26 protein-coding genes and 2 pseudogenes are annotated in these 27,000 nt (G+C 44.0%); 13 read left to right on the plus strand and 15 right to left on the minus strand.

The genetic code is table 11. The features are described from left to right. The 7 genes from Q0K92_RS04895 to cyoE form a co-directional block, all read left to right on the plus strand. Positions 1 to 1,293 (plus strand): cytochrome c oxidase subunit 1 (locus Q0K92_RS04895; RefSeq protein ID WP_297324688.1); only part of this gene is annotated, 1,293 nt, incomplete at its 5' end. Positions 1,294 to 1,411: 118 nt separating this feature from the next. Further along, positions 1,412 to 1,957, plus strand: coding sequence for a cytochrome c oxidase assembly protein (locus Q0K92_RS04900; protein ID WP_297324689.1), 546 nt, complete (start codon positions 1,412 to 1,414; stop codon positions 1,955 to 1,957). A gap of 11 nt (positions 1,958 to 1,968) precedes the next feature. Next, positions 1,969 to 2,178 (plus strand): DUF2970 domain-containing protein, encoded by a 210-nt coding sequence (locus tag Q0K92_RS04905; protein ID WP_297324690.1) that lies wholly within the window; start codon positions 1,969 to 1,971, stop codon positions 2,176 to 2,178. Between the two features lie 32 nt (positions 2,179 to 2,210). After that, the gene (locus Q0K92_RS04910) at positions 2,211 to 3,068 is read left to right on the plus strand and encodes a cytochrome c oxidase subunit 3 (RefSeq protein ID WP_297324691.1); all 858 of its coding nucleotides are present in this window, start codon (positions 2,211 to 2,213) and stop codon (positions 3,066 to 3,068) included. Positions 3,069 to 3,264: 196 nt separating this feature from the next. After that, positions 3,265 to 3,987: an SURF1 family protein gene (locus Q0K92_RS04915; protein WP_297324692.1), complete on the plus strand. Its 723-nt coding sequence runs from the start codon at positions 3,265 to 3,267 to the stop codon at positions 3,985 to 3,987. Then, positions 3,956 to 4,537, plus strand: coding sequence for a hypothetical protein (locus Q0K92_RS04920; protein ID WP_297324693.1), 582 nt, complete (start codon positions 3,956 to 3,958; stop codon positions 4,535 to 4,537). Before Q0K92_RS04915 ends, Q0K92_RS04920 begins: the two co-directional genes overlap by 32 nt. 85 nt (positions 4,538 to 4,622) lie before the next feature. Continuing rightward, positions 4,623 to 5,516, plus strand: a complete 894-nt coding sequence (gene cyoE / locus Q0K92_RS04925) for a heme o synthase (protein ID WP_297324694.1) — start codon at positions 4,623 to 4,625, stop codon at positions 5,514 to 5,516. A gap of 60 nt (positions 5,517 to 5,576) precedes the next feature. On the opposite strand, the gene Q0K92_RS04930 is transcribed toward cyoE, so the two are convergent. Then, on the minus strand, positions 5,577 to 6,953 hold the full coding sequence (locus Q0K92_RS04930; protein ID WP_297324695.1) for an FAD-linked oxidase C-terminal domain-containing protein: 1,377 nt from the start codon (positions 6,951 to 6,953) through the stop codon (positions 5,577 to 5,579). A gap of 19 nt (positions 6,954 to 6,972) precedes the next feature. Next, entirely contained in the window at positions 6,973 to 7,551 is a 579-nt protein-coding gene (locus Q0K92_RS04935) for a BON domain-containing protein (RefSeq protein ID WP_297324696.1), read from the minus strand. 114 nt (positions 7,552 to 7,665) lie between these two features. Here Q0K92_RS04935 and Q0K92_RS04940 point away from each other — a divergent pair, with 114 nt between their 5' ends. Together Q0K92_RS04940 and argB are read left to right on the plus strand one after the other, a co-directional pair. After that, positions 7,666 to 8,172 (plus strand): chemotaxis protein CheW, encoded by a 507-nt coding sequence (locus Q0K92_RS04940; RefSeq protein WP_297324697.1) that lies wholly within the window; start codon positions 7,666 to 7,668, stop codon positions 8,170 to 8,172. A gap of 74 nt (positions 8,173 to 8,246) precedes the next feature. Then, positions 8,247 to 9,134, plus strand: a complete 888-nt coding sequence (argB, locus tag Q0K92_RS04945) for an acetylglutamate kinase (protein WP_297324698.1) — start codon at positions 8,247 to 8,249, stop codon at positions 9,132 to 9,134. 39 nt (positions 9,135 to 9,173) lie between these two features. On the opposite strand, the gene Q0K92_RS04950 is transcribed toward argB, so the two are convergent. Continuing rightward, positions 9,174 to 9,896, minus strand: coding sequence for an RNA methyltransferase (locus Q0K92_RS04950; RefSeq protein ID WP_297324699.1), 723 nt, complete (start codon positions 9,894 to 9,896; stop codon positions 9,174 to 9,176). A 268-nt stretch (positions 9,897 to 10,164) separates the two neighbouring features. On the opposite strand from Q0K92_RS04950, the gene Q0K92_RS04955 reads away from it, so the two are divergent. Then, on the plus strand, positions 10,165 to 10,767 hold the full coding sequence (locus Q0K92_RS04955) for a plasmid pRiA4b ORF-3 family protein (protein WP_297324700.1): 603 nt from the start codon (positions 10,165 to 10,167) through the stop codon (positions 10,765 to 10,767). Positions 10,768 to 10,779: 12 nt separating this feature from the next. Here Q0K92_RS04955 and Q0K92_RS13055 read toward each other — a convergent pair. From Q0K92_RS13055 to rpmH, 7 genes and pseudogenes are all read right to left on the minus strand, one after another. Beyond that, positions 10,780 to 11,030, minus strand: a pseudogene (locus tag Q0K92_RS13055) (helix-turn-helix domain-containing protein). Between the two features lie 49 nt (positions 11,031 to 11,079). After that, positions 11,080 to 11,406: pseudogene (locus Q0K92_RS13060) on the minus strand (response regulator); the annotation flags it as partial. Between the two features lie 73 nt (positions 11,407 to 11,479). Beyond that, on the minus strand, positions 11,480 to 12,835 hold the full coding sequence (mnmE, locus tag Q0K92_RS04965; protein ID WP_297324701.1) for a tRNA uridine-5-carboxymethylaminomethyl(34) synthesis GTPase MnmE: 1,356 nt from the start codon (positions 12,833 to 12,835) through the stop codon (positions 11,480 to 11,482). A 69-nt stretch (positions 12,836 to 12,904) separates the two neighbouring features. Further along, positions 12,905 to 14,824, minus strand: coding sequence for a membrane protein insertase YidC (yidC, locus tag Q0K92_RS04970; protein ID WP_297324702.1), 1,920 nt, complete (start codon positions 14,822 to 14,824; stop codon positions 12,905 to 12,907). 187 nt (positions 14,825 to 15,011) lie between these two features. Continuing rightward, positions 15,012 to 15,221, minus strand: coding sequence for a membrane protein insertion efficiency factor YidD (yidD, locus tag Q0K92_RS04975; RefSeq protein ID WP_297324703.1), 210 nt, complete (start codon positions 15,219 to 15,221; stop codon positions 15,012 to 15,014). Beyond that, positions 15,209 to 15,598, minus strand: coding sequence for a ribonuclease P protein component (gene rnpA, locus Q0K92_RS04980; protein WP_366084080.1), 390 nt, complete (start codon positions 15,596 to 15,598; stop codon positions 15,209 to 15,211). Before rnpA ends, yidD begins: the two co-directional genes overlap by 13 nt. An 8-nt stretch (positions 15,599 to 15,606) precedes the next feature. Continuing rightward, entirely contained in the window at positions 15,607 to 15,741 is a 135-nt protein-coding gene (rpmH, locus tag Q0K92_RS04985) for a 50S ribosomal protein L34 (RefSeq protein WP_110339170.1), read from the minus strand. Between the two features lie 467 nt (positions 15,742 to 16,208). Here rpmH and Q0K92_RS04990 point away from each other — a divergent pair, with 467 nt between their 5' ends. After that, complete coding sequence (locus Q0K92_RS04990) at positions 16,209 to 16,685, plus strand: DUF5658 family protein (protein ID WP_297324704.1); 477 nt, start codon at positions 16,209 to 16,211, stop codon at positions 16,683 to 16,685. Between the two features lie 34 nt (positions 16,686 to 16,719). Then, the gene (locus Q0K92_RS04995) at positions 16,720 to 16,926 is read left to right on the plus strand and encodes a DUF6447 family protein (RefSeq protein WP_297324705.1); all 207 of its coding nucleotides are present in this window, start codon (positions 16,720 to 16,722) and stop codon (positions 16,924 to 16,926) included. 12 nt (positions 16,927 to 16,938) lie between these two features. Here Q0K92_RS04995 and Q0K92_RS05000 read toward each other — a convergent pair whose 3' ends face one another. The 5 genes from Q0K92_RS05000 to Q0K92_RS05020 form a co-directional block, all read right to left on the minus strand. Beyond that, the gene (locus Q0K92_RS05000; RefSeq protein ID WP_297324706.1) at positions 16,939 to 18,210 is read right to left on the minus strand and encodes a TolC family outer membrane protein; all 1,272 of its coding nucleotides are present in this window, start codon (positions 18,208 to 18,210) and stop codon (positions 16,939 to 16,941) included. Between the two features lie 80 nt (positions 18,211 to 18,290). Further along, positions 18,291 to 19,646 carry an HlyD family type I secretion periplasmic adaptor subunit gene (locus Q0K92_RS05005; RefSeq protein ID WP_297324707.1) on the minus strand — a complete coding sequence of 452 codons (1,356 nt, stop codon included), beginning with the start codon at positions 19,644 to 19,646 and terminating at the stop codon, positions 18,291 to 18,293. A gap of 56 nt (positions 19,647 to 19,702) precedes the next feature. Continuing rightward, the gene (locus tag Q0K92_RS05010; RefSeq protein WP_297324708.1) at positions 19,703 to 21,493 is read right to left on the minus strand and encodes a type I secretion system permease/ATPase; all 1,791 of its coding nucleotides are present in this window, start codon (positions 21,491 to 21,493) and stop codon (positions 19,703 to 19,705) included. A gap of 130 nt (positions 21,494 to 21,623) precedes the next feature. Further along, positions 21,624 to 22,511, minus strand: coding sequence for an NAD-dependent epimerase/dehydratase family protein (locus Q0K92_RS05015; protein WP_297324709.1), 888 nt, complete (start codon positions 22,509 to 22,511; stop codon positions 21,624 to 21,626). After that, complete coding sequence (locus tag Q0K92_RS05020; RefSeq protein ID WP_297324710.1) at positions 22,504 to 23,415, minus strand: glycosyltransferase family 2 protein; 912 nt, start codon at positions 23,413 to 23,415, stop codon at positions 22,504 to 22,506. Before Q0K92_RS05020 ends, Q0K92_RS05015 begins: the two co-directional genes overlap by 8 nt. Positions 23,416 to 23,831: 416 nt before the next feature. Between Q0K92_RS05020 and Q0K92_RS05025 the strand changes: the two genes are divergently transcribed. After that, entirely contained in the window at positions 23,832 to 26,900 is a 3,069-nt protein-coding gene (locus Q0K92_RS05025; protein WP_297324711.1) for a glycosyltransferase, read from the plus strand. Positions 26,901 to 27,000 lie beyond the last annotated feature (100 nt).

Consider the following 27,000-nt stretch of genomic DNA (forward strand, 5'->3'; position numbering starts at 1 on the left):
CAGGTGCCAATGATGATCGGTGCACCAGATATGGCTTTTGCTCGAATGAACAACTGGAGTTTTTGGTTGTTGCCAGTGGCTGCCACTCTGCTGATTAGCTCGTTTTTTGTGCCAGGCGGCGCAGCAGCGGGTGGCTGGACCTTTTATCCACCACTTTCTACTCAGGGTGGTCTAGGAGTAGACTTGATGATTTTTTCAGTTCATATTTTAGGTGCTTCCTCAATTATGGGCTCAATTAATATCATTACCACTATTTTAAATATGCGTGCGCCCGGCATGACGCTGATGAAAATGCCAATGTTTGTATGGACATGGTTGATTACAGCGTATCTGTTGGTTCTGGTTATGCCCGTACTGGCTGGTGTGGTAACCATGTTGTTGACAGATCGTCATTTTGGTACGAGCTTCTTTAATGCAGCTGGTGGTGGTGATCCAGTAATGTTCCAGCATATTTTCTGGTTCTTTGGTCATCCGGAAGTTTATATTATGATTTTGCCGTCATTTGGCATCGTGTCTGAAGTGATTCCAACATTCTCACGTAAACCACTATTTGGTTATTCATCGATGGTCTATGCAACTGCATCAATTGCGATTTTGTCTTGCGTTGTATGGGCGCATCACATGTTTACAGCAGGAATGCCGACAGTTGGTCAGTTGTTTTTTATGTATGCGACCATGCTGATTGCTGTTCCAACAGCGGTTAAAGTTTTTAACTGGACAGCTACTATGTGGCGCGGTTCAATGACATTTGAAACGCCGATGCTGTTTTCAATCGGTTTTATTTTTCTGTTTGTGATCGGTGGATTTAGCGGTGTGATCTGTGCAATTGTTCCAATTGATATACAAGTTCAAGATACCTATTATGTAATTGCACATTTCCATTATGTTCTGGTTTCTGGTTCGCTGTTTGCGTTATTTGCTGGCGCATACTATTGGATACCAAAATGGACCGGTCATATGTATAACGAAACATTGGGTAAATGGCATTTCTGGTTGTCAATGTTCTTCTTTAATCTAACATTCTTTGTGCAACATTTCCTGGGTTTGGCAGGCATGCCACGTAGAATTCCAGATTACAACTTGCAGTTTGCAGATTTCAACATGATTTCTAGCATAGGTGCATTTGGATTTGGACTGACACAGCTCCTTTTCTTATACATTATGATTAATTGTATTCGCAGCGGAGAAAAAGCACCGCAAAAACCATGGGATGGTGCTACAACACTAGAATGGACGCATTTGCCATCACCAGCTCCATATCATAGTTTTGAGAAACCACCTATTGTTAAGTAAAAACAATAAGAGAAAAACGTATGTCGCAAGAAACAGATATTAAGCGTAAGAAATTTAGAACAGCAATGTTTCTGTTAATTACGGTTATAGCACTTTATTTAACGGCCATAGTAAAACAATGGTAAGAAATAGCTTGAGCGCGAATGCGTTGATGATGAAAAAGTTGTTGGTTTTCACGTTGATAATGTTTGTTTTCGGTTTTGCTCTTGTGCCATTTTATGAAAAGTTTTGCGAAGTAACCGGGATTAATAATTTGCTAAAACCGGATGTGCTGGTTAAAGAAAATTGGGTAGATGAGGGACGTTGGGTAGTCGTTGAGTTTGATGCCAATACAAGGGGATTGCCTTGGGGCTTTAAACCATTGCAAACTAGCGCTCGCATCCACCCAGGTGAACCGGTAGATGTGATGTACGAAATCACAAATAATTCAGATCGTGAGATTAGTGGGCAAGCTATACCTAGTTATAGCCCGCGTTTCTTAGATAAGCATCTGAAGAAATTTGAATGTTTTTGCTTTACTAAGCAGGTACTCAAGCCATATGAAACTAGACAAATGCCAGTGCAATTTGTTATTGAGCCGGGATTGCCAACAGACATACAAACTGTGACTATTTCATATACTTTTTTTGAGCTACCTACAGGCACGAGTGCAATTAAAAAGTAGGGAATAAAAAGTTGAACAAAATTAGCGAAAAGCAAGAAAGCGTAAGTATTTGGCAAATTGCAAAAGCGGTAATGTTCGCTTTTATGGGAATTCGAAAAAAGAGTGATCTTGAACACGATGCTGCGATTTTAAAACCAGTGCATGTAATCACAGGTGGAATTATTGGAGCAATACTTTTTGTAATTGGTGTGATGCTGCTAGTTAGATTGGTTGTTAGTTAGAAATTAAAAATCATAAGTAGGAGGAGAGAAGAATGAGTCAAGAATCAGGACATTATTACGTCCCAGCTCCGTCGTCGTATCCAATTATTGGATCAACGGCAATTTTATTCATGGGATCAGGCGCAGCCTTAACCATGAATAAAATGGAGCTAGGTTATGGTCTTTTAGCAATAGGTTTTGCGATTTTGATTTACATGTTGTTTGGATGGTTTGGTACAGTTGCTAGAGAGAGCGAAGGCGGCAAATATGGTGAGCAGGTTGATCTATCATTCCGATGGGGAATGAGTTGGTTTATTTTTACTGAAGTCATGTTTTTCTGTGCTTTCTTTGGGGCATTATTTTACATGCGTAACTTGTCCATTCCATGGTTGGTAGAAGAAAGTACAGTACTCGGAAATCAATTTTGGTCAGCCTATGATGGTAAATGGCCAACTGCAGGGCCAGGTGTACATGAGCAATTTACTTCAATGGGAGCTTGGGGGTTGCCAGCATTCAATACATTGCTGCTACTGACTTCAGGTGTCACGGTTACGTTAGCGCATTGGAGGCTGAAAGAGAACAGACGCGATGGATTGAAATTATGGTTGTTGGCTACCATATTCTTAGGTGCATTGTTTATAGCATGTCAAGCTTACGAATATATTCACGCATATAGTGATCTGAATTTAAAATTAACGACCGGCGCTTATGGTTCAACTTTTTTTATGTTGACAGGTTTTCATGGCTTTCACGTGACAATTGGTACAATCATGTTGACTGTCATATATTTTCGTAGTGTGGCTGGTCATTTTACACCGGAGCATCATTTTGGATTTGAAGGTGTAGCTTGGTATTGGCACTTTGTGGACGTCGTCTGGTTAGGACTGTTCATTTTTGTGTATCTAATGTAGCAATAAGTAACTAATAAAAAAACTCCGGTTTTTACACATGTGATGTGAGTGGAAATTTTAGGTTCATCACAAGTGTAAAAACAGGAAATAATCAATTTATTCCAAATTGATATTAAGCTAGGAATTAAGTAGGCTACCTAAGTTAAGTGCAATTCAAACAGCATTCATCCTATAGCAAATTTTAAGCAAACAAAGAATGATTGTATTAGGATATCGTTTTGAACCAAAGTTTTGGGCAATCATTATAACCATAGCATCAGTACTAATTTTTACTGAACTGGGAAAATGGCAGCTGTCTCGCGCAGATGAGAAAACTGCACGCTATGAGCAATTAGAAGAATATGCAAAGCAGCCTGCCATCAAACTACCGGGAGCTTTAATAAAGCTCAAAGACTTTCAATATCGTGAAGTAGAAGTAGAAGGAGAGTATTTGCCTGAATACACGATATTTCTAGACAACAAAACTCACAAGGGACGTGCTGGCTATCACATTATTACGCCACTTAAAATTGCCAACAGTTCGGTGTGTGTGGCAATTAATAGAGGGTGGGTAGCTACTGGTTATGATAGAGCAATACTTCCAGAAATTGCGGAAGTAAATGGGCAGGTGAAAGTAACTGGTGTCGTGGTTTCATCAGAATTGAGAACTCTAGAGCTTTCAGATACATCATCGACAGGTAGAGTCTGGGGTAATTTTGATCTGAATCGATATCAAGAAGTAGTAAATTTAAAAATGCAACCTATAATGGTTTTGCAAAAGGACAGAATCGAAGATGGCCTAATACGGGATTGGGATAAGCCTGATTCTGGGGCATCCAAAAATATAGGTTATGCGGTTCAATGGTTTTTATTAGCTGCCACAGCGATAATTATATTCTTAGTGTTGAATGTCAAACGAAAAAATTCAAAAAGCGAATAGGCGTAAGTTTTTACTACTATTGGCGTTAATGTGTGCACCAGTTGTAATTTCATATTCTTTGTATTTTTCAGAATACAGACCTGAAAGTAGGCACTATGGTGATTTAATTCCTGTTATCAAGGTTGCGGGAAAAGGCACGAATCAAATTGATAATACGATCCTTCGAATGAAGGATTTTCATGGTAAATGGGTATTGGTAACGATAGATTCTGGACACTGTGACGAAGCTTGTCAGAAGAAATTGTATTTTATGCGCCAGGTTCGATTAGTCCAGGGAAAAGAAAAACATCGAATTGAGCGGCTTTGGCTTATCAATGATGATGTTGCTCCAGATACTGAATTAACTAGACAGCATGAAGGTACATTTTTTGTTAGTGCAAAAGATAGTGAAATTCTGAGTTCTATCGAAACCAAAGAGGTGCAAACAAAGCATATTTATTTGATAGATCCTATAGGGAATCTAATGATGCGCTTTCCAGAAAATGTAGATGGTACCAAAATGGGACACGATATAAAACGATTATTGCATGTCTCGCAGTTAGAGCATTAAAGAAAAGAGCTGCACTCATGTAAGAAAATTACATGAATTAAAAGATAATAGTATTCGATTTTAATGAATAGAGGAGAACAATGACATGGCTACCAGTATGGTGTGGCATGAAACAGCATCGCGTATTAATCAATTTTATCGATTGACCAAACCGCGTGTTGTATCGCTGATTGTTTTTACCGCAGTTATCGGAATGTTTATGGCAGTACCTGGTGCAGTACCGCTAGATACTTTGGTATTAGCGACAATAGGTATTGCATTAGTAGCTGGAGCTGCTGCTGCATTGAATTGCTTGGTAGAACAAAAAATGGATGCCGTTATGGCACGAACAAAAGGGAGGCCATTGCCGCAAGGAAAAGTAAGCATACCAGAGACTTTATTTTTTCTGACGATTGTCGGTGGACTAGGGCTCTTTATTTTATATAACTGGGTTAATCAACTGACCATGTGGTTGACTCTAGGCACTTTTGTAGGCTATGCAATTATTTACACAGTGATACTGAAGCCGCTCACACCACAAAATATCGTAATTGGAGGCGCATCAGGTGCCATGCCACCAGTTCTAGGATGGACGGCCGTGACAGGCGAAATAGCCAGTGATGCATTATTATTATTTTTGATTATCTTCGCTTGGACACCACCGCATTTCTGGGCGCTTGCACTGTATAGAAAGAATGAATATGCCTCAATTGGTATGCCTATGCTTCCAGTGACACATGGTGATCAATTTACAAAATTGCATGTATTGTTATATACAGTTATTTTGTGCGTAGTAACAACTTTACCCTATATCACGCAAATGAGTGGACTGATCTATTTAGTGAGCTCAATTCTACTAAATGGTATATTCATGTATTACGCTATAGAGATATACCGTAATTATAGTGATCAGCTGGCACGAGAAGCATTTCGTTATTCGATACTTTATTTAGCATTGCTATTCGTAGCATTATTAGTGGATCACTATTTCTTTTTCTAATTTATTACGTGGAACCTGCGCTTGCATTGTAAGCGCAGGGTTGAGCAAGAATCTGGAAGATTACTCGGCTGTAGGGAATAATTTACCAGGATTGAGAATATTGTTAGGATCGAATAGTTGCTTGATATTTCTCATTAAATCCAGTGTTACCTGATCGACTTCTTTATTTAAAAAAGCACGTTTTTCGCTACCGATACCATGTTCTCCTGACAACGTGCCGCGAAGTTTAATAACCAAATCAAATATCTCGTCCAAGCAGCGCTCGGCCCGTGACACTTCTTCCGCATCATCCGGATTGATCAATAGATTCACATGAATATTGCCATTACCGGCATGGCCAAAATTAACATTTTGTACTTGATAGTGAGTGCTCAGTTGGGTCAGTCCGTTTAGAAATTGAGGTAGTGTATCAACAGGCACCACAACATCTTCATTAATCTTTTTCGGTGCAATTTCTCGTAACAAAGGGGATAGGGCCTTGCGCGCTTTCCATAATGCAGCGGTGTCGCTCACTTGAGTCGCATGGATCAATCCATCGGTCTGGCACGCTTTAAGAATGGCGGAAACTACAGCGAGCGTGTCGTTATCAAATCCATCGACTTCAATCATCAGCATGGCGTTTGTATCCATTGGCAGCATGTCGGGATAGCGACCGCGGATCAAATTTAACGAACCGGAATCCAGAAATTCAAGTGCACTTGGTAATTGTGGCAACGCCATAATGCTTACAATGGCTGCTGTACAACTTGGCAGATCTCGAAAGTGTGCGGTGATGCCTGTAACTGTATTGGGCAACGCAGTAAGTTTAAGTGTTGCCTCGGTTATAACCGCTAACGTTCCTTCTGAGCCAATCAGAAGTCGGGTGAGATCATAACCGACCACGCCTTTGGTGGTGTAGCAACCGGTTGTAATAAAATCACCCGCACCGGTAACGGCTTTTAAACCCAAGACATGCTCTCGCGTCGTACCATACTTAACCGCGTGTGGCCCACCCGCGCTGGTGGCAATATTGCCGCCAATACTCGAAAACTGAGCACTGGAAGGGTCTGGTGGCCAGAAAAACCCATATGGCTTGGCTGCATCTTGCACTGATTGATTCAACACGCCGGATTCAGCCACGATAACGCGATTTGCAGGATCAACTGAAATGATCTTGAGCATGCGCTCCATTGATAAAGCAATGCCACCCAATTCCGGCAAACTGCCACCGGCAGTTCCAGTGCCGCGTCCGCGGGGAATGAGCGGAACCTGATAGTGATTACACATCGAAACGATGTATTGTATTTCTTCAGCTGTCAGTGGAAACAGCACTGCATCCGGTGGAAAGATCTTGCGGCTATTGTCATAAGCATAAGCGTAGCAATCTACCGGATCGGTATAGAAACGATCCTTTGGAAATGCATTCTGCAAGTCAATTAATAGATCGGCTGGCAACATGATTGAGACATTCTAAAGATTAGTTGAGGTACTCGAATACCTTGACAACTTTCTTCACACCTGAAGTAGAACTGGCTATTTGAGCCGCGTTATCGGCTTCTTGCCGTGTAACGACTCCGAGTAAATAAACGACTTCATTTTCTGTCACAATTTTAACGTGATTGATCTGAAACTTACGTTCCGCGAGAAAACGCCCTTTTACCTTGGATGTGATTAGTGTGTCATTACTGCGCGAAGCCAACGAGGTATTGTCAGCAACAGCGATTTCATTAAAAATCCTGCGCACATTGTCAACGCCCATAATCAGTTTCTCGATATCGGCCTTAATAGCTTCAGTGGGAACTTCTCCCGTCAGCAGAACCATGCGGTTGTAACTGGTGACATTGATGTGCGCTTTCTCGCCAAACTGTTGATGAATGCGCCGTGCGCTCTTTAACTCGATTCCTTCATCTTCTATGAACATGCCGCTTGTTCTTCGATCTTCTGAAATGTACGTCCCGGTTCCAGCTGCCGTACCAATTGCAAACATAGGGACACAACCAGTCAGAAGAGGAAGAAATAAAAAAAGTGACAGCCAGTATTGATTGAGATATTTCATTTGATTGACTCCGCAGAATTCAAAATTTTATGCCCGATAATACAGTAAAATAACCGGATAACGAATATTCAATTGCTTAAAAAACGCAGCAAAGCAAAATGGCCGAACGGCATTATGAGCACAGAAAAATATCAGCATACACCCACTAAGCAAATAGAAAGCGTCGATATCAATGAAGCGTCATCTGCGGTACTGGGTGTGGCAGCGGGAGAGGATCGGTATCTGATACCTATGGCCGAAGTGAATGAAGTGATACCCATACCCAAATTGGCTCATGTTCCGCTTACGCAATCTTGGTTTCTGGGTTTGGCAAATGTGCGTGGAAATCTATATGGAATTACAGACTTAGGCGTCTATTTGGGCGGCTATCCGATGCCATTCAATTTAAAATCTCGAATATTGTTGGCTTCGTCCGGCAATAAAGTCTGCGGCGGTTTCATAGTGAATAGTATGTTGGGGATCAGAAATTTGGCTGAATTTACTCCCATAAAATCAACCAAAAAGAAGCTACCACAGGGAATCACCGCACAATACAAGGATACAGAAGGACGAGTGTGGAAAGAGTTAAGCCTATTTGAATTGCTTCGTGAGGAAAAATTTTTTCAGGTTGCCAGAAAATGAACTAATAATTAATGTTTGCTGCGTTAGATTTTGCGGTTTTTATGAAAATTATTTAATAGGTAATTGAGAGAGCTATGCTGAATGCCCAAGCTGTTGCAAAAGACAAAGCCAAAATTCTGGCCGAGGCGCTGCCGTATATCCAGCGCTTCCATGGTAAAACCATCGTCATTAAATATGGTGGCAACGCCATGGTCGAGGAGCACCTTAAACAAGGATTTGCGCGCGACGTCGTATTGCTGAAATTGGTTGGCATGAATCCGGTAGTGGTTCATGGCGGCGGCCCGCAGATTGACGACATGCTCAAACGCGTCGGGAAGCAAGGTGAGTTTATTCAAGGCATGCGCGTCACCGATGCGGAAACCATGGATGTGGTTGAGATGGTGTTAGGCGGATCGGTCAACAAAGACATTGTTAACCTGATCAATCGCCACGGCGGCAAGGCTGTGGGTCTGACGGGCAAAGATGGTGCTTTTATCCGCGCCAAGAAGATGCTCATGGCTGATCGAGAGACAGCGGGGAAATGGATTAATATCGGTCAAGTCGGCGAGATCGAATCGATTGATCCCTCGTTAATTGCGTTGCTTGATACGCAGGATTTTATCCCGGTTATTGCACCGATTGGCGTCGGTGCGGAAGGTGAATCCTATAATATCAATGCGGATCTGGTCGCTGGTAAGCTGGCTGAAATTCTCAAAGCGGAAAAACTGATTTTATTATCCAATATTCCAGGTGTGCTGGATAAGGATGGTAACCTGCTGACCGGTTTGACCGCAAAACGAGTGGATGAGTTGTTTGCTGATGGCACCATTTCCGGCGGTATGCTGCCCAAGATCGGCTCAGCCTTGGATGCCGTTAAAAAGGGGGTCAAATCATGCCACATCATTGATGGGCGGGTGGAACATGCGCTGCTTTTGGAAATATTAACCGATCAAGGTGTGGGCACTCTAATCAAGGAAAAATAGATAATCGCAGCAAGCCGTCGCTAAGATGAGCGGTTACGTTTACCAGCGTTTACCTAAAGCTGTCAGAATACCGCGCAGGATCTGCACCTCCTCTTTTTCCAGACGTGCTCGTGAAAATAGGCGGCGAACGCGCTGCATTAACAGTTTGGGTTTCTGCGGATCAAGAAAATCACTGGCGATCATCAATTCCTCAAGATGTGCATACAATGATTCCAGCTCGTTAAAACTGGCTGATGGTCGGATTGCTGTTGGCGCTGCATTTTCAGTCAGTGCCATGCGTAATTCATAAGACATTATTTGCACAGCACTCGCCAGGTTGAGTGAAGGATACTGTGGATTCGCGGGGATATGAATAATGATCTGGCATTTGCTTACCTCGGCCGTAGTCAGACCGGAATTCTCTCTACCAAACAACAATGCTACCGGTTGTTGCTGCGCGTAACGCAATAATTCATGCGCACCCTGCCGCGCATCGAAAACATCATGTGAAAGTTCGCGCGACCGTGCCGTGATGGCGGCGGTCAGTACGGTATTTTCCAGCGCTTCATCAAGTCCGGTGCAAACTTTCGCGAGTTCCAGAATGTCACCTGCATTGGCGGCGCGGGCATCAGCTTCTTTATCGGGAAAAAGCCTGGGATTAATCAGATAAAGCGAACGTAACCCCATGGTTTTCATCGCTCGTGCAGCTGCGCCGATATTACCGGAGTGACTCGTATGACTGAGAACGATGCGAATATGATCAAGCGAGCTATAGGGGAGCATAATAAATTGGATTTTTGTCAAAGAATAGAGGAGATTGCTTATTTTTCAATCAATACGAGTAACAGAGATTGCTATCGCCAGGACTTGGCGGATACTGTATGGATCACTTGATTCTAACAGAGGGAAGCGTGAATAGAACAGGTCGTTATCCAGTTTTTAACTGAGAGAACGATGAAGAACCTGGTAACAGACAAGTCTGCAAAACTATACGTTCGGTGCTTTTCATAATGCCGAATACAATGATCAATTTTTTTAGGAAGTACTGTTGATGGGAACATATGCGACAGTAAAATCTTTACGGTCGATTTATCAGCTGAAGATTACCCTTAGAGGCATTCGCCCGCCAATATGGCGTAGGTTATTAGTAGCGAGTACGGTTAATCTGGAAGATGTGCATGTTATTTTGCAAATTGTGATGGGTTGGACTGATTCACATATGCACGAGTTTGCCAAAGGAAGTGATCGTTACGGTGTGCCGGATGAGGATTTTCCTTCGGATAGTCACGATGAGACCAATTACCGGCTTGATCAGATATTGAAAGAGGAAAAGGGAAAACTGATCTATACCTATGATTTTGGTGATAGTTGGAGTCACGAAGTAGTTCTGGAAAAAATCCTGCCATTTGAGACCGGCACTGTTTTGCCAATGTGCTTGAAAGGCAGCCGAGCCTGTCCGCCGGAAGATATCGGCGGGATAATGGGATATGCGATGTTTCTGGATGCAATATCCGATCCTGCTCATCCAGAACATAAAAGCATGCAGGAATGGATAGGCGAGGATTTGGAAGGCAATTTTGACTCTGAGTATTTTGATCTCGTTCAAGTGAATGATCGGTTGAAAGGAATGAATGAGAATTCCATTGGCATTTAACACACAATTGAGCTACTTTGATTGCGAGTGGGTATTCTCGGTACATTGGAGGCGATATCCATAACCATAAACTGTTACGATATCCCAATCGTTTTGGGAAGAAAGATTAAGTTTATTACGAATACGGCTAATATGTGTATCGATTGTGCGAGTATCAATTTCAGCCGCGGATCCCCAATTTTCTCTAGCAGATGCACTCTCGATAGCAGTTTGTTCGGGTTCTGGAATAGGTAGCAGGCGAGTGCAAACTCTTTTTGTGTCAATCCAACGTTTTTCCCGGCTGCGGCGTACTAATGATGCAATTCTGGCGAGTAACTCAAAATACCGCGTTGACTTTACAAAATAATCATCGGCTCCCAACTGGAGAACGTTGACAACATCTGATTCATTGTTACGCGATGTGACGCATATAATCGGAATATGCCAGTCAAGCGTTTTGCGGATCCATTTCAGTGCTTCTTCAGCGGTTCCATCAGGCAGCATCCAATCGATAATGAGTAGATCAAATTTTTCTTGCTTGAGTGCATCCATAAAAGCAGAGGTCGTTCCAAAGAACTCGTATTGGTATTGGGTGGGCGAGAATAAGAGCTCGTAGATGGCTATTTGAGTTGCTTCGTCTTCAAGTATTCCTAAGCGCATAGACAAATAAATTTAAGATGGGCTAATTTCAGCGGTCAGCGGCATTCACATGAATAGGCTTGAGAATATAATATTATTTTCCTATGCAAAAATGCGAGAAAATTTCTCCCAATAAATCATCCGCAGTGAATTGTCCGGTTATGGATGATAGAGCGGATTGCGAGAGTCTGAGTTCTTCTGCAAGAAGCTCCAATTGATATTCATTTTCGGTGAATCTTTGCGCATTCTCTAGATGTATCCTGGCGTGTGTTAATGCTTCCAAGTGACGTTGCCGAGCCATGAAAATCCCTTCTCCAGCTTGATTGAATTGCCAGCCTACGATTTCCAGCATCTTCTTGCGGAGTAATTCGATACCTGCTCCGGTTTTAGCAGAAATATGAATTTTAATGTTATTTTCTTCATCTTCAATTTTAGGAGATTGATTCAGTAGATCAATTTTGTTGACTACTGTAATTTGAGGTTTGCCAGCAGGAATATAATTAGCGATTTGATTGTTGCTATCCGATTGCGGGTGGCCGCTATCAATTAGCTTGATCACCATGGTGGCATTTTTAATTGCTGCATGAGTGCGTTCAATGCCCTTTTGCTCGACGATATCAAGGGTTTCTCTGAGTCCCGCCGTGTCAATGACATGAATCGGTATGCCTTCGATAGCGATCGTACGTTGAATGGTATCGCGCGTAGTTCCGGGGATCTCGGTTACGATGGCGGCATCATCTTCAACCAATTGATTGAGCAAACTGGATTTGCCTACATTGGGTGCGCCTACTAAAACAACTGTAATGCCTTCCTGCAATAAATTTCCTTGCTGTGCTGCAACGAATATCTGTGCCAGCTGTGTGCAGATGTGATGCAATCTCTCTTTAATTTGTAATGCTTGCAAGTTATCAATTTCGTCTTCCGGAAAGTCAAGCGTCGCTTCTATCAGCATGCGCAGTGTGATCAATAAATTAACCAATTCTTCAATCTTGGTTGAAAAATGGCCTTGCAGAGAGTTAATAGCACAGCGGGCGGCTTCAATGGTGCTGGCTTCGATGATATCAGCGACGCTTTCAGCCTGAATTAAATCAATTTTATTATTAAGGTAAGCGCGCAGTGTGAATTCACCGGGTTGCGCTAAGCGAGCGCCTGCAGAAAGGCATTGGTTAAGCAATAAACCCATGACTACTGAACCGCCATGGCCTTGCAGCTCAAGCACATCTTCACCAGTGTATGAGTTGGGTGTGGGGAAATAGAGCGCGATCCCTTGATCGATGACTTGACCTTCGGCATCGAAGAATTGGCTTAGCTGCGCATATCGTGGTTTGGGGAGTTTGCCAAGTATGGTTTCTGCTAGTTTTGTGATGTTCTTGCCAGAGATACGGACTACGCCGATTCCACCTCGACCGGGTGGGGTGGCAATGGCTGCAATGATATCAGGGCTTGCCATAAATCATCTCGATGATTGCCGCCTACGGGATCACCCGTTATTCATAGAGAATAGCGGGTGATGGGTTGCTTATTTTCTTCTGGGTTTCTTGTTAGCTGCTGTGCCTCTTGTTTTTGCGGGCGGTTTATTTTTCACCGGAATAGTTGCCGGCTGCGGTTTTTCATTGTGCTCGGCATCGGTATTCGCAGCAGTTGCTACTTCCTGATTGGATGTGTCTTCATTGACGGCAGCCAGGAGCTGTGGTTCTTCAGGAAGTGTTTCGGGCTTACCCTTTCTTTTTCTTTTGTTTTTATCCTTATTACCCTCAGCCTCAGCTTTGTTTTCATACATGCGTGTTATTTGCCATTGCTGAGTAATGGAAAGGATGTTGTTACAGAGTGAATACAGTACCAGCCCGGATGGAAAAAAGAAAAAGAAGATGCTGAATGCGATGGGCATAATTTGCATTACTTTTGCTTGAATCGGATCTGCTGGTGTGGGGCTGAGTTTGGATTGAACCCACATCGATATCCCCATGATCACCGGCAGTACATAATAAGGGTCGGGTACAGACATATCTGTAATCCATAATGCAAACGGTGCATAGCGTAATTCAACCGCTGCCATTAAAGTCCAGAATAAAGCAATAAATACAGGGATCTGAACTAGAATTGGTAAGCAACCACCCATCGGATTAATTTTTTCTTCTTTATAGAACTCCATCATCGCTTGGTGCATCCGCTGGCGGTCACTGGCGTATTGTTCACGTATCCGCTGTAGCTTCGGTGTGACTACTCTCAGTTTCGCCATTGAACGATAGCCTGCGGCAGACAATGGGAAGAAAATGAGCTTGACAGTCAGCGTCAGAAGAATAATGGCTATTCCCCAGTTATCTACCCATGAATGATAAAAGGAAAGCAACCAGAAGAGGGGTACGGCAAGCACCGTTAACCACCCATAATCAACTGTTAATTCCAGTCCCGGAGCCAGTTCTGCCAATTTATTCTGTTCTTGTGGACCGGCATAAAAAGGCATAGTGATATTTCTGGTTTGGCCTGGCTCAATGGTACCAACCGGTGTAATGACGCCAGCTGTGTATTGATTATGCGCTAAGCGCTTAGCATAAAATTCCCGAGGGGTTTGCGGTGCAGGTAACCAAGCGGTTAGAAAGTAGTGTTCGAGCATAGCTATCCAACCATTATCTGCATTGGTTGGGTATTCCGCTTTATTCTTATCTAGATCAGAGAATTTTATTTTCAGGAATTTGTCTGCTTCCGTATACATTGCAGGTCCTGTATAGGAATGAACCATTGTGCTAGTGCCTGTAGGTTCGTTTTCATCCCGTAGCATCTGAAAATATGAGAATGGAATAATCGTTGCTTCACTATGATTGGCGACCTCAAATTCAACATCAATGACATAGCTGCCACGATGGAAGGTGTAGATCTTTGCAACTCGTACACCATCAACTTCTGGTGCCAGGAGACGTACTACGACCTTATTCTGACCAGCTTCCAGTTCATAATTATAATGATTGGAATCGACAGTGTATTTTGTTTTGTGACTGGGTAATCCGTCGCCGATCAAGCCTGATTGCGCTACCTGAAATCGCGCAGTTTTATCCAATAACAGCTCATAGGGCTTATTTTTGTCTTCCCGAGATGGGTGCTTGAGTAAACCAAGCTGCCGTATATCACCGCCTGCTGTGTCAATTTCAGCAACAATCATATCTGTTGTGATTTTGATTTTCTCGCCTATTGCAAATAGGTTAGGTGTTATCGATGGACTGGCACCTTCTATTCCGGAAGAGATACCACCAGATTCTTCTACTGTAGAAGTTAAGCTATCACCAGGTACTGGCAGCGGATCATGACGCTGATTAGAAGAATCTGAGGTTGCTCCGGACATTACTTGTGAAGCAGGCGGATACAACTCTTTTTGCCATGCTTCCCACAAAAATAGTAAAGAAGTGGAGAAAATAATAATAAGTACAAGTCGTTTTGTTTCCATTGTTTATCTGATCAGGTTGGTTTGTTTCGATATAACTGCCCGTATGTCACGAGAATCAACTGATAATAGTGTGGCTCAGTATGTTGCGATATTCTCATGTTTTGACAGCTAATTGATCGATAGCTTCGAATAAATAGTGAATCGATTGTATGCAGTCATTGAGATTAAACTTCTACTTTATGCTGTACTAAGGTACTGGTTCGTAACCACCTTTGTTCCAGGGATTGCATCGCAGTATGCGCCATACACTCAGGCGCGTTCCATGGAATAATCCATATTTTTCATATGCTTCACGAGCATACTGTGAACAGGTTGGAGTAAAGCGACATGAAGGTGCCAGATAAGGGCTTATACAGTACTGATAGACTTTAATAAAGGCAATAATTAATCGTGACATTGCTGTAGCTGAAGCATCAGTAACTTGGCTTCACTGACCAATTGTATTGAGTCATTTTGGGGAATTGGGCGTCGCAATCGTATTACCCAATCCATTTTTTTAAAATGCTCATATTCATTATGTCGATTCTTACGAAAGGTCTCTCGTAATATACGTTTAATCCAGTTGCGCTTAACCGCGTGCCGCTCAATTCTTTTTGAAACAATTAATCCTATTCGCGCATATGCAAGTCCGTTTGGTTTTGCATAAATTTGAATTAAATCACTACTAGCCTGATATTTTAAGTTAATGACTGCAGAAAACTCTACCGCTTTCAGTAGTCTGCAATTTTTTGGCAGAGAGTGAATTTCAACAAATTTGAAAATAAAATTTTTTATTCAGTAGATTAGACACTCAACCGAGCACGACCTTTTGCGCGACGAGCTCGAATTACGGCCGCACCACCACGTGTTCTCATACGCACAAGAAATCCATGTGTGCGCTTTCTTTTAATAACTGAAGGCTGATAAGTTCGTTTCATTTTTCTCTCTAATTTCTTCTGTCAATAGAACCGCGTATTACAACTTGTTAAGGTGGGGATGTCAATATTATTTTTATGACAATTCGTTATTTTTGGCTAAGTAGCTAATAAATATTAGTATAGATAGATGTAGGCTTGTATTATAACTGTCTGAATAAAATATTATTAACTGGTGAATTTATAATTTATTCACTTAATCAAATGCTTGTGCGCTCATATTTTTACTTTCTATGAAGTAAAGTAATTGCTTGCTTAATTGCAATTTCTAAAAGGTGGATTTAAACTTGAACGGTAGAAAATTACGATGCTTTTTAAGCAAAGTGGGAAGAAGCAGAATGGCTTTTCGAGAAATTGAGATTATTAATTTTTGATTAAAGAGTTCTATATTATTCATCAAGTAAAATAACTGGCTTCTTTGAGTTGTTTTGTACGAGTGGGTAAGATAAATAACGGCAGGGGTATAGCGAATGACTAAGATAATCGCAATTTCTAATAATCGATGTCAGGATCGTCGTCAAAGTATGCCATTTTTTTGTGCTTTTCATTTGGGAATTAAAGCGGGAAGAAGAGTGAGTGAGCGCAGAACAGTGGAACGTGGAAGATCTGGATATGTTGATTATTATGCAGGTCACTTGATGTTATGTGCGATAGTGATTTTATTTTTAAGTGCGTTAGATGCTTTTCTTACGTTAAATATTTTGAATAATGGCGGCGAAGAGCTTAATTGGTTTATGGCGGTGCTGATTGACGATGGTGTGGAAAAGTTTGTGGGTTTCAAAATAGCTTTGACAGCGATGGCGCTTATATTACTTGTTATTCACCATAATGTTCAATTAACGAAAAGGGTGCGTGTCAGACACATTAAGTATTTTATTTTGGTTGGCTATAGTGTATTAATTGGTTATGAATTACATTTGCTTGAGTTAGCAACGACTGCTTATTGATTGTAGATGCGCCCGGAATAATTAAAGGACGGAAATGACTGATAGTGAAAATAAAATCAAGATTGATGGTGTCGAATATTCATTATCGTCGTTGAGTACTGAAGCAAAGGTGCAGATTACTAATCTTAGATTTGTCGAAAACGAAATACTACAATTGAAAGCAAGATTGGCAATAGCCAATACGGCAAAGCTTGCTTATCAAGCGGCGCTCAAAAATGCGATAACGCAGCGTAATCAATAGACATTCAAATCGTTATTTCAGTTGCTGCAGTGGTGTAAAGTAACTGGCTACATTCCTTAAATCATCCAATACCAGCGTGCCAGCGGCTAATTGCAAGCGTAGATAAGCCAGTAGGTAGTCATAGCGGGCTTGCGCAAGATCGCGTCGGGCTGTGTGTAATTGTTGTTGAGCATCCAGAAGGTTCAGGTTGATACGTATGCCGCCCCGAATACTTTTTTTTGTAGCAGCAACGAGTAATTCAGCGGATTTGACTGCAAGCTCTAGTGACTCAATTCTTTTGACACCGCTTTGTAACAGGTTATATTGTTTGCGTAATTCAACAAGCACTTTGTCGGTGATGACGTCCAGATCAGCTTCTGCGCGAGCATGATTGGCTTTTGCCTGAGCAGTGAGTGCATTGACACGGCCACCTGCATATAAAGGAAAATTAACTTCGACACCCACTGTGGCTAAACTAACGTCACGGTCTTGAGTAATGAATGATCCCGCTTTATTTCGCGTTAGACTGGCGACAAGATCTACACGAGGGGCATGGCCGGCATGGCTTTTTCTGACTTCTTCTTTTCCGGATGCTACGGCGTGGCGCTGTGTTACTAGCTCGGCATTGCGTTCAAGTGCTAATGCGTGCCAACTATCATAATCTTGTAAGCGAATAGCATGAGAACTGAACATGCCGGACAAACGATCCAATTGGGTTATTTTTTGCCCGATGATGGCTTCAAGTTTAAGTTGTGCGACTTCCAGTTCATCATTTGCTTCAATAACGCGTGCTTGTGCAATCGCATACTTGGATTGCGTTTCAAGTACATCCGTGGTGGTTCCTTCACCTTTCTGCAACATGCGTTCATTGACGCGCTTTAGTTCTTCAAGGGAGTCACGCTGTGTTTCTGCAAGCTTTACGCGATCTTGCGCAAGTAATGTTTCTACATAGGCTTCCACCAACCGTACTACGAGCTGCTGGCTGCGACCAGTAAATTTGGCTTGGCTGGAGTCAGCTTGTGCTCTGCCCTGACGGTAACCAGCAAGAGCTTCCATATTAATAATAGGTTGGCGCAGCGATAGGGTACTGACTTGACTGTCAAAATTAAGAGGATTACTTCCAGCCGCGCCAGTTTGCGTTATTGTTCCGGTACTCGTACTCTGTGCATGAGTGATAGATAAATTAGGCAGTAAGCTTGCAAGACCAATGGCTTTTGCTTGTTGCCCAGCTTCATTTTCATGAAGAGCAGAGCGATAGGTTGGATCATGCTGTAATGCAGCTTCATAGGCGTCTAATAGACTCATTGCATGAATATGACTGATTGGGCTCAATAGAATAATACAGCCTAAAACAGAAAGCTTTTTGCGGGTGAGTATCATGGTAACTACTCTTCACTTAAGGATGAATGAACGCGATCTAAAATCGGTTTGAATAAATAACTCATTAATGATCGTTCACCGGTTTTAATAAATATTTCCACCGGCATACCCGCTCTAATTTGCTGATCAGATAGCTGCTTTATCCCTTCAGGAGTTACCTTGGCTTTCATATTGTAAAAAGGAAGTCCGGTTCTTTCCTCGGTCAGGCGATCTGCAGATACCTGGGTGACGATCCCTGGGATATTAGGTGTTTTCTTTTGGTTGAGGGCGGAAAAAATCAGATCTACATGAAGGCCGACATGTACCCGATCAATTAAATGAACCGGTACTTGTCCGGTAATAATTAATAGATCGTCGCTTGGAACAATATCCATCAACTTAAATCCTGACCCGATGACTCCCCCTTCAGTAAATACATTCATACCTACTACAATACCATCAACAGGTGCTTTAACCTCTACGTTTGCCAACTCAAAGTCTTGTCCACTCAAACGGCTATCTAAGGCTTCTGCTTCTCGTTTGATATCAGATAACTGTTGTCCCACTTCTTTCTGATACTCTTGTTGCCGCTGAATGCGACGCTGTTCCAATTCTGTTATCTGACGCTGAATGCGGCCAATATTACCGATATCCGTGGAAATTTCTCCAGTTAATTGCGTGTAGGTGCGTTCCAGATCCAGAAGGCGATTGCGAGGTACAAAACCATCTGTTGCCAGATCACGCAGATTAACGAGTTGTTCTTCTAGGAATTTCAATTGCTTATTTTTACTAATCTTTGATGCTTCAAGTCCACGTAGTTGAACTTTCAGGCCAGCGGTGTTCTCATCAAGGGCAGCTATTTCATGCTGCAACGCCAGCTTGCGTGATGTGAATAGCTGATTTTGTATGATGATATTGTTGGAAACGCGTAAGTCTGTGTTTTGTAATGATAGCAATTCTGCAGGAAATACAATTTCATTTTTGCCGTCGCGCTCGGCCAGTAAACGTGCTTCTGTCGCACGTGCCGCATAGAGCTGATGACGCGTGATATCGGCCAGGGCTTTGATCTGAGTATCATTCATGCGCACCAGTACTTGACCTACGCTGACATGGTCGCCTTCCTTAACCAGAATACGGTCAATAATACCACCGGTTTGGTGTTGTACAGCTTGCAGATGACTGGCAACGGTAACTGTTCCTGGGACCGGCACACCCTTGTCGAGTGGTGCGAGAGATGCCCATAGAACAAATCCGCCAAAACCTGCTAAAACTATCCACCACCCCAGCCGGGTATGTATGGTTTCATCAGTTTCAACCCAACTTGAACTATCCGCCGCAATGCTCTCAATAATTTTCTCTTTTTCTTCAGCAACAAGCTTCATTATTATTCCTGTTCAAGGATCAGTACTTTTTAATTGTTAATTATAGCGTGTGTGATTTACTTGGTTTCCGAGTCAGTGACATTAACAGTCTGGGTCACCTCACTTTGGGCAGCTTGCTTCTTGGCTTCTTGTTGTGACTGCAATGCTTTTTGTGCTTGCTGCTGTTGTTGGGTTAACTTTTCAATCACCTGATTTGTTGGGCCAAACAATTTTGCTGAACCATCCTGCAGTAATAATAATTTTGTGGTGACACTGATGATACTGGTTCGATGTGTAATGAGGACGATGGTTTTTTCGCGTTTTTTTAGATCAACCAGCGCAGCCAACAACGCTTGTTCACCGACATCATCCAAGTTTGAATTGGGTTCATCAAGGACAATCAATGAAGGATCATCATACATGGTACGTGCTAAGCCAAGGCGCTGCTTTTGTCCACCCGACAGGCCCGCACCGCCGTCACCTAGCTGCGTATCATAGCCTTCCGGCATATTCAGAATCATTTCATGAACGCCCGCGCGTTTGGCAGCCAGGATAACCTTGTCAGCATCAATTTCTCCAAAGCGCGCAATGTTCTCGGAAACAGTGCCGGCAAATAATTCTATGTCCTGCGGTAAGTAGCCGATATGCGGCCCTAGCTCGTCCTTATTCCAAAGATAGACATCAGCACCATCCAGTCTTACTTTCCCTGCAGCAGTTGGCCATATACCGACCAATAAGCGCGCTAAAGTGGATTTTCCCGATCCGCTGGGGCCAATGATACCCAATACCTCACCGGCAGCCAGGGAAAAAGTCAGCCCTTTGATAACCGGAACTTTTCCGCCAGGTGGAATGGCGGTAACATTTTCTACCGCAATAATACCTTTAGGTTTGGGCAATGCCATACCTGCTTCACGGGCCGGATTTTGTTCGAGTAATTTGGTCAAGCGCTCATATGCACTACGTGTACTGCCAATTTGCTTCCATACACTAATCAACAGTTGAACCGGAGCAATGGCTCTACCCAATAAAATTGAGCCGGCGATCATCATGCCGGGCGTGATACTGTTATCCAAGACCAGTAAAGCGCCTAATCCCAGCATGAGCGATTGCAATGCCACGGTACATGACTTGGATAATGCGGTAACAATGCCTGCTTTTTCACTGGCTTCCGCTTGTAAGTTCAGAAAGCGGCTATGTAATTTATACCAACGGGCCTGTATATTGGGCAGCATGCCCATGGCTTCGATGACTTCCGCATTGCGCAAATTATTGGATGCCACGTTGCCGGAGGCGATTGCCATGGAATTGGCTTCGGCCAAGGGCTTGTGTGAGATTTTCTCGTTAATGTAAGCCAACGCAATCAATATAGCGGTACCGCATAACGCAAAAACACCCAAGCCAGGATGAAACATAAATATAACGAATAAATAAATCGGGAACCACGGCGCATCAAAAAAAGCAAACAGGGCATTGCCCGTCAGGAATTGTCTCAGATTGGTTAAATCTTTTAAGGCCTGCCCGGCATTGCCATCACCTTGTTTTAAGCTTTGTTCAAAAGCGGCGGTATAGACACGTTTATTCAATTTCATGTCGAGTTGAGCACCGACGCGAATGAGTACAAAGCTGCGCACATATTCCAGTGCGCCCATAAAAATGTAGGCGCCCAACATGATCAGCGTCAACATGTATAGAGTCATCTCGTTGCGGCTGGTCAATACACTGTCATAGAGCTGCAGCATATAGATGGCTGGCATCAACATCAGCATATTGATGACCGCACTGAAAACGCCAATGTTGCGGAAAGCTTTTTTAAAGCTGGCTAGTACCTGAGCAACTTCATTTTGTGGAGCTTTAAATTTGAATTTCATCTATAAATGATAGAAAAATGGTATGTGACTCATTGCAAACGATTAACCACAGTCGAAGTTTAAATATAATGGAGAATATGATTTGCCGGAAATCGCAGTATATTGAATTGGTTGTAATTATAATTGCCGATCATTCGTTTTGACTAGGTAAATCTTCCGACGTCAATTTAAATGACCTAGGGAAAAAGTTTAAATCCCGTCTTGCATCGGAATCGTCAAATACCAGATCTTCATTCATTCTTTCTGCCATCGCTGCTGTCCAGTGTTGATAACGTGGTAGCCAGCGCAATCCCCATGTCGCTATTTGAAAAAGCCAAAGCGGTACAGTCAGTATGCGCGGTGTGCGACCCAGCGCTGCAAATATGTGTTTAACCATTGCGCGATATGACAAGGTTTCTCCGCCTGTTATGTTATAGGAACGATTTGCTGAATTTAAAGTGCCGAGCGCGGAAAAACATGCCAATGCAACATCCTCCACATGAATAGGTTGCCGTAATCCCTTGGCCGATCCGAGAACAGGGAAAAATCCGAATCGCCGGATGAACTGTATAATCTCAGCCACATTTTTATCCCGTCCATGGCCATAAATCAGGGTTGGACGCAGAATAATCCATTCTATTGCGTGAGTGGTTGCCCATGTTTGCACAAGTTCTTCACCTTTTATCAATTGAAGTGCAATCTCTCTTTCATTGCGCTCTGAAGAAGTGTTTTTAGTGAATCGACTGGTGGAGGATAATACAACAATCCGGTGGGCACCATAAGCCAATAAGAGATCAAAATACTCGGGTAATACCCAGATTGGAGCAACGCATAACCACGTAGGGATTTTGTTTTTCTCTGCGTTTACTTTTTCTAAATGAATGGTGTTGAGTTGTTGCCACGTAATTTGCGGATGGCTTTGTATCACTGGATGACGAGAAAAAGCGATGATATGTCTGTGTTCTTGTGTCAGTTTTTGTAGCAGGCATTCGCCCACCAGGCTGGTTGCTCCTAACAATCCGATCGGCTGTTCATTCATGTTTTGGCTTCAACATGTTGTAGCAGTTTCGTGCCGCATAAAATACTACTGTCACAACGAAACGGAGCCATACACTGACAGTAATCAATCCCATCAGTATGCCCGGATATTGCCGACGAAAGAATTTGTGGTAAAAGCGCAACATGCCCTTATGTTTATGCCAAGCGACAAAGAACGGTCGGGAGTGACTGCAAGTTCCCTGAAAATGGGTAACCGGCGCATCCGGTACAAAAATAATCTTCCAGTTTTTTTGCTTAAAACGCATGCACCAATCCAGATCTTCGCAATGTAAAAAATAATTTTCATCCCAGGAACCTACCTCATCGATTGCCTCGCGTCGCACGAGCATCAATGCGCCTGATATTGCATCCACTTCGATCGGTGTTTGTGGTAATGGTTGTTTATTCAGATGAAAGTCAAAAAATAATTGCGGCCAATATTTTTCCAGGCGATATAAGCCGACAGCGCGCACAAAAGCCCGCCACGGTGAAGGCATGGCACGTCGCCCACCGCCTTGTTCGGAACCATCCGGATTAATCAGATACCCACCGACCATACCGATATGAGGATCTGTTTCCATTACCTGAACCATGCGCTGCAATGCGCCCGGGCTTAAGATACAGTCTGGATTCAGGAAAAGAATGTAAGGCTGAGTCGCAATATTCATGCCCGTATTGCAACCTGCTGCAAAGCCGACATTATTTTTCAGGCGGACGACTTGTAGGCGATTTTCTGTAGATAACTGGAATTCCAATTCTGAGAGGCTGGAATCCGAAGAGGCGTTATCGATGACAATGACTTGCTGCGCCTGCCTTAGTGCAGCAACGGCACATGCTGTTAGCAACGAACCGGCATTGTAATTAACAATCACAACTGCAACCGATTCAAGGCCGAGGATAGGCAATATATTCTAACTCCATGGTTGGCACTAAGATCTATGCGTGGTTGTTGTCGGTCGGTCGGTCGATATCAGTTAAATCACCGCCGGTAAAGCCGGCGACTTATATTTGTTAGCCCATTAAAAGGGGCGAAGGCCTATTGGTATCTCTGGATCTCCTGCTTGATTTCCATTCACCAAATCGTTGGCATTGTTGGGGAATATACATTAAAATTCCCACACAAGCACAGGCTCAAGGTGTTTCTCGCCGTAATGACCCTCCTCACTTATCTTTATTCGTGCCGACCTTATCGATGCAAAAATCGTTAGCAACTATAAATCATCAAAAATCCGCTGGGGTGATTGAACAAGTATCTGACCATGTGGTTTATCAAATAGTGTTGTGTTTCGATCTGAACTTGCTTTGATCACCTGCTAGGCCAATGAGTACTCTTGCCACATCTCATGTTCCTTTGGTGACCCTTGTCATCCGCAGCATGAGTCGACCGACACTCAGTGAGGCGCTCGATTCGGTGGCTGCACAGATTTATCCAAATATTGAAGTTATCGTGGTCAATGCCAAAGGTGACAATCATGCCGATCTTGCTACAAGCTGCGGCCGTTTTCCTCTCCGCTTGATCAATCAGGGAAGGGGCTCGATTGGGCGTAGCGCAGCGGCCAATGCTGCTTTGGAAGCGGCTCGTGGAGATTTCTTGGGATTTCTCGATGACGACGGCACGCTCCGTCCCGATCATGTGACGTGCCTTGTAGACGCCTTACGCACTCACCCGGATGCAGTTGCAGCCTGTGCGCATGTTCATACGCTGGATCCTAACGGGCAATTGTTGCGTGAATTGGCTACGCCATTCGATACACTTTCATTGTACTTGGGCAATTTTTTGCCAATCCATGCCGTTTTATTTCACCGCCGGGCGTACGCGGCTGGAGCACGCTTCGATGAGACATTGAAGCTTTACGAGGATTGGGATTTCTGCATGCAAGTTGCGCAGCAGGGCGATTTCATTGTCGCAGATACTATGGCGGCGATTACTTGTATTGATGAGGGTCATGAACTTGCCATCACGGGTGATCCGGAACTCGCGAGAGCAGCTGAGCATGCCGTGTATGCGAAGTGGAAAACGCGCATGAATGACTCTATTTTTCATGACCTAGTAAGCCGCGCACGTGCTTATCCTCAGTTGCAGGCATTACAAGCGCATGCCAATGATCTGGCGTCACAACTCAAGGAATTGCAGCGCCTGCATGCGGATCAGCGCCGCTTGATCGACGAAACTGTGGCGCTTTTCGAAAATTCACGTTCCTGGCGTGTGACGCGTCCTTTACGCAGCGCTTCTACCCTGGCGCGGCTAGTGCAGCGTGCATGGCGTGGGTTCAGTCTGTTGGATAGGCGCATGCAACTGCGCGTGCTGGGTTGGCTACTGAGTGGTCAGATAGCACCCGCGCGACGCAAGTTGTCTCTTGCCGTTCAAGCTGTTGAGGTGTCAAACCACAGCGCGTTGTCGGCTACTGCTGCACCGCTTATGCACAACAATCAGCCATTCTTTCCGGCGTTGCCGACGCGTATTGATGTCTTGATCCCGGTTTACAACGGCTTTGAGTTTCTTGAATCGTTATTCGACAGTCTTGAACGTGCGGCAAGCACCCCATTTCGCTTGCTGGTTTGCAATGACGCGAGTACGGATGAGCGCATTCAACCTTGGCTAGAACAACGTTTGCAGGATTTCCCTGGTGCTATTTTGTTACACAACGAAAGCAATCTGGGTTTCGTAGGAACAGTCAATCGCCTGTTTGAAAAAGTTGCCAATGATTTCGTACTGCTTAATTCCGATGTGCAGGTGCCACCGTTCTGGCTGGAACGTCTGTTTGCAGCGATTCTGACAAATCCGCAGGTGGCGAGCGTCACGCCATTTACCAATGCCGGGGCGATTTGCAGCTTCCCGAAATTTTTTGTGGATAACCTGCTTCCTCAGGGACTGGGTGCATTGGAAGTGGACGCCGTGCTGGCACGGCTGAAGGATGCTGCGGCCATAGAGATTCCGACCGGGGTCGGTTTTTGCATGGCGATCCGCCTGGAAGTGGCAAAACGCATTGGTATGTTTGATCCGGTCTTCGGCAGGGGATATCGTGAAGAGAACGATTGGTGCCAAAAGGCTAAAATGCTGGGCTACCGGCATGTACTGGCACCCAACTTGTTTGTATATCATAAGCATGGCGGTTCTTTTCCATCCAAGGAACGTCAAGTGCTGGCGGATCGGAATGAAGTGATACTGCGCGAGCGGTATCCCGGATTGTTCGAGTACTATGAAGATTTTATTCATCGCGATCCTATCCGGCCGCTACGTGATTTTCTTTATCTGATGGTATTGGCAAAACAAGCCGATCGTCCCGCACTTGTGATAATCGATAACGCGATCAAAGGCGGAGCCTATGCGTATAGCCGTGAGCTGATCGCTAATACATTGGATGCCGGTCAGCCCGTGCTGCACCTACTCGATGATATTCATACCGGGGAATTGCGCGCCGAATGGATGTCGTCCAATGAGCGGCTCACTTTGAATTTTAGTGACTACCCTGCTTGGGGCCGGGTAATTGCCGGTATCCAGCCGGAAAGTATCCTGATCAATAATCTCTATTCCTTTCGTCGGCCGATGGATTTTTTGCATTGGCTGACACAGCAATCAGTTATCAAGGATATCCCTGTGAGCATTGCGCTGCATGACTTCTTCATGCTGTGCCCGAGCCTGTTTCTTATTGACAGCGAGAAGAATTATTGCGGATTGCCCGATAGCGCGACTTGTAATCGTTGCTTTAGCCGCCTGCCTATGGATGATCTTCCCAGCGGCGTGGAATCAATTGCCGAGTGGCGCGCGGTCTGGACAAAAGTGTTGGCAATGGCCGCTAGCATCATCGCTTTTTCTAACAGCACACGTGATTTGTTCATGCGCATTTATCCGCAATATGCGGACAAGATCGTGGTGCGGCCACATTCGATGGTGCGCTTCCGCCATCAGGCTGTTTCGGTTGACCTAGACAAGCCGCTGCATATCGGTATCGTCGGATCAATCGGCTGGCAGAAGGGCTGGAACATCGTCAAGCAATTATGCGGGGAAATTGATTCCCGCCGCTTGCCATTTTGCGTGACGGTCATCGGCGCCTTGGTGCCGGATTTCTCTGCCGATTGCCTGAAGGTGACGGGGCGTTATGAAAGGACCGCACTGGCATCGGCCATTGAACAATCGGGTGCAAATATTTTTCTGTTTCCATCGATTTGGCCGGAGACTTTTTCCTATGTCGCGCACGAAATAATGGCTTGCGGCGTTCCGCTGTGTTGCTTCAATCTCGGAGCTCCTGCCGAAGCAGTGGCGAATTACTCTACCGGATTGGTGCTCGACGATCCAATCTCACCCGCAATGTTGCTCGAGCAGATGGAGGCTTTTCGTGCGCAGCTTTTGCATCAGTGCAAGGAGAATGAGCGCCGATCTGCTGGTTGAAATAGCGATTGACCCAACCAGTTTGCAACAGAGATCAAATCTTCAGATTCGCGGATCATCGTTCAGACTCAATTTTGGGTTGGTAGTTATGGCCTGGACT

The organism is Nitrosomonas sp. (assembly GCF_024282095.1).
In the GTDB taxonomy this organism is placed as follows: domain Bacteria; phylum Pseudomonadota; class Gammaproteobacteria; order Burkholderiales; family Nitrosomonadaceae; genus Nitrosomonas.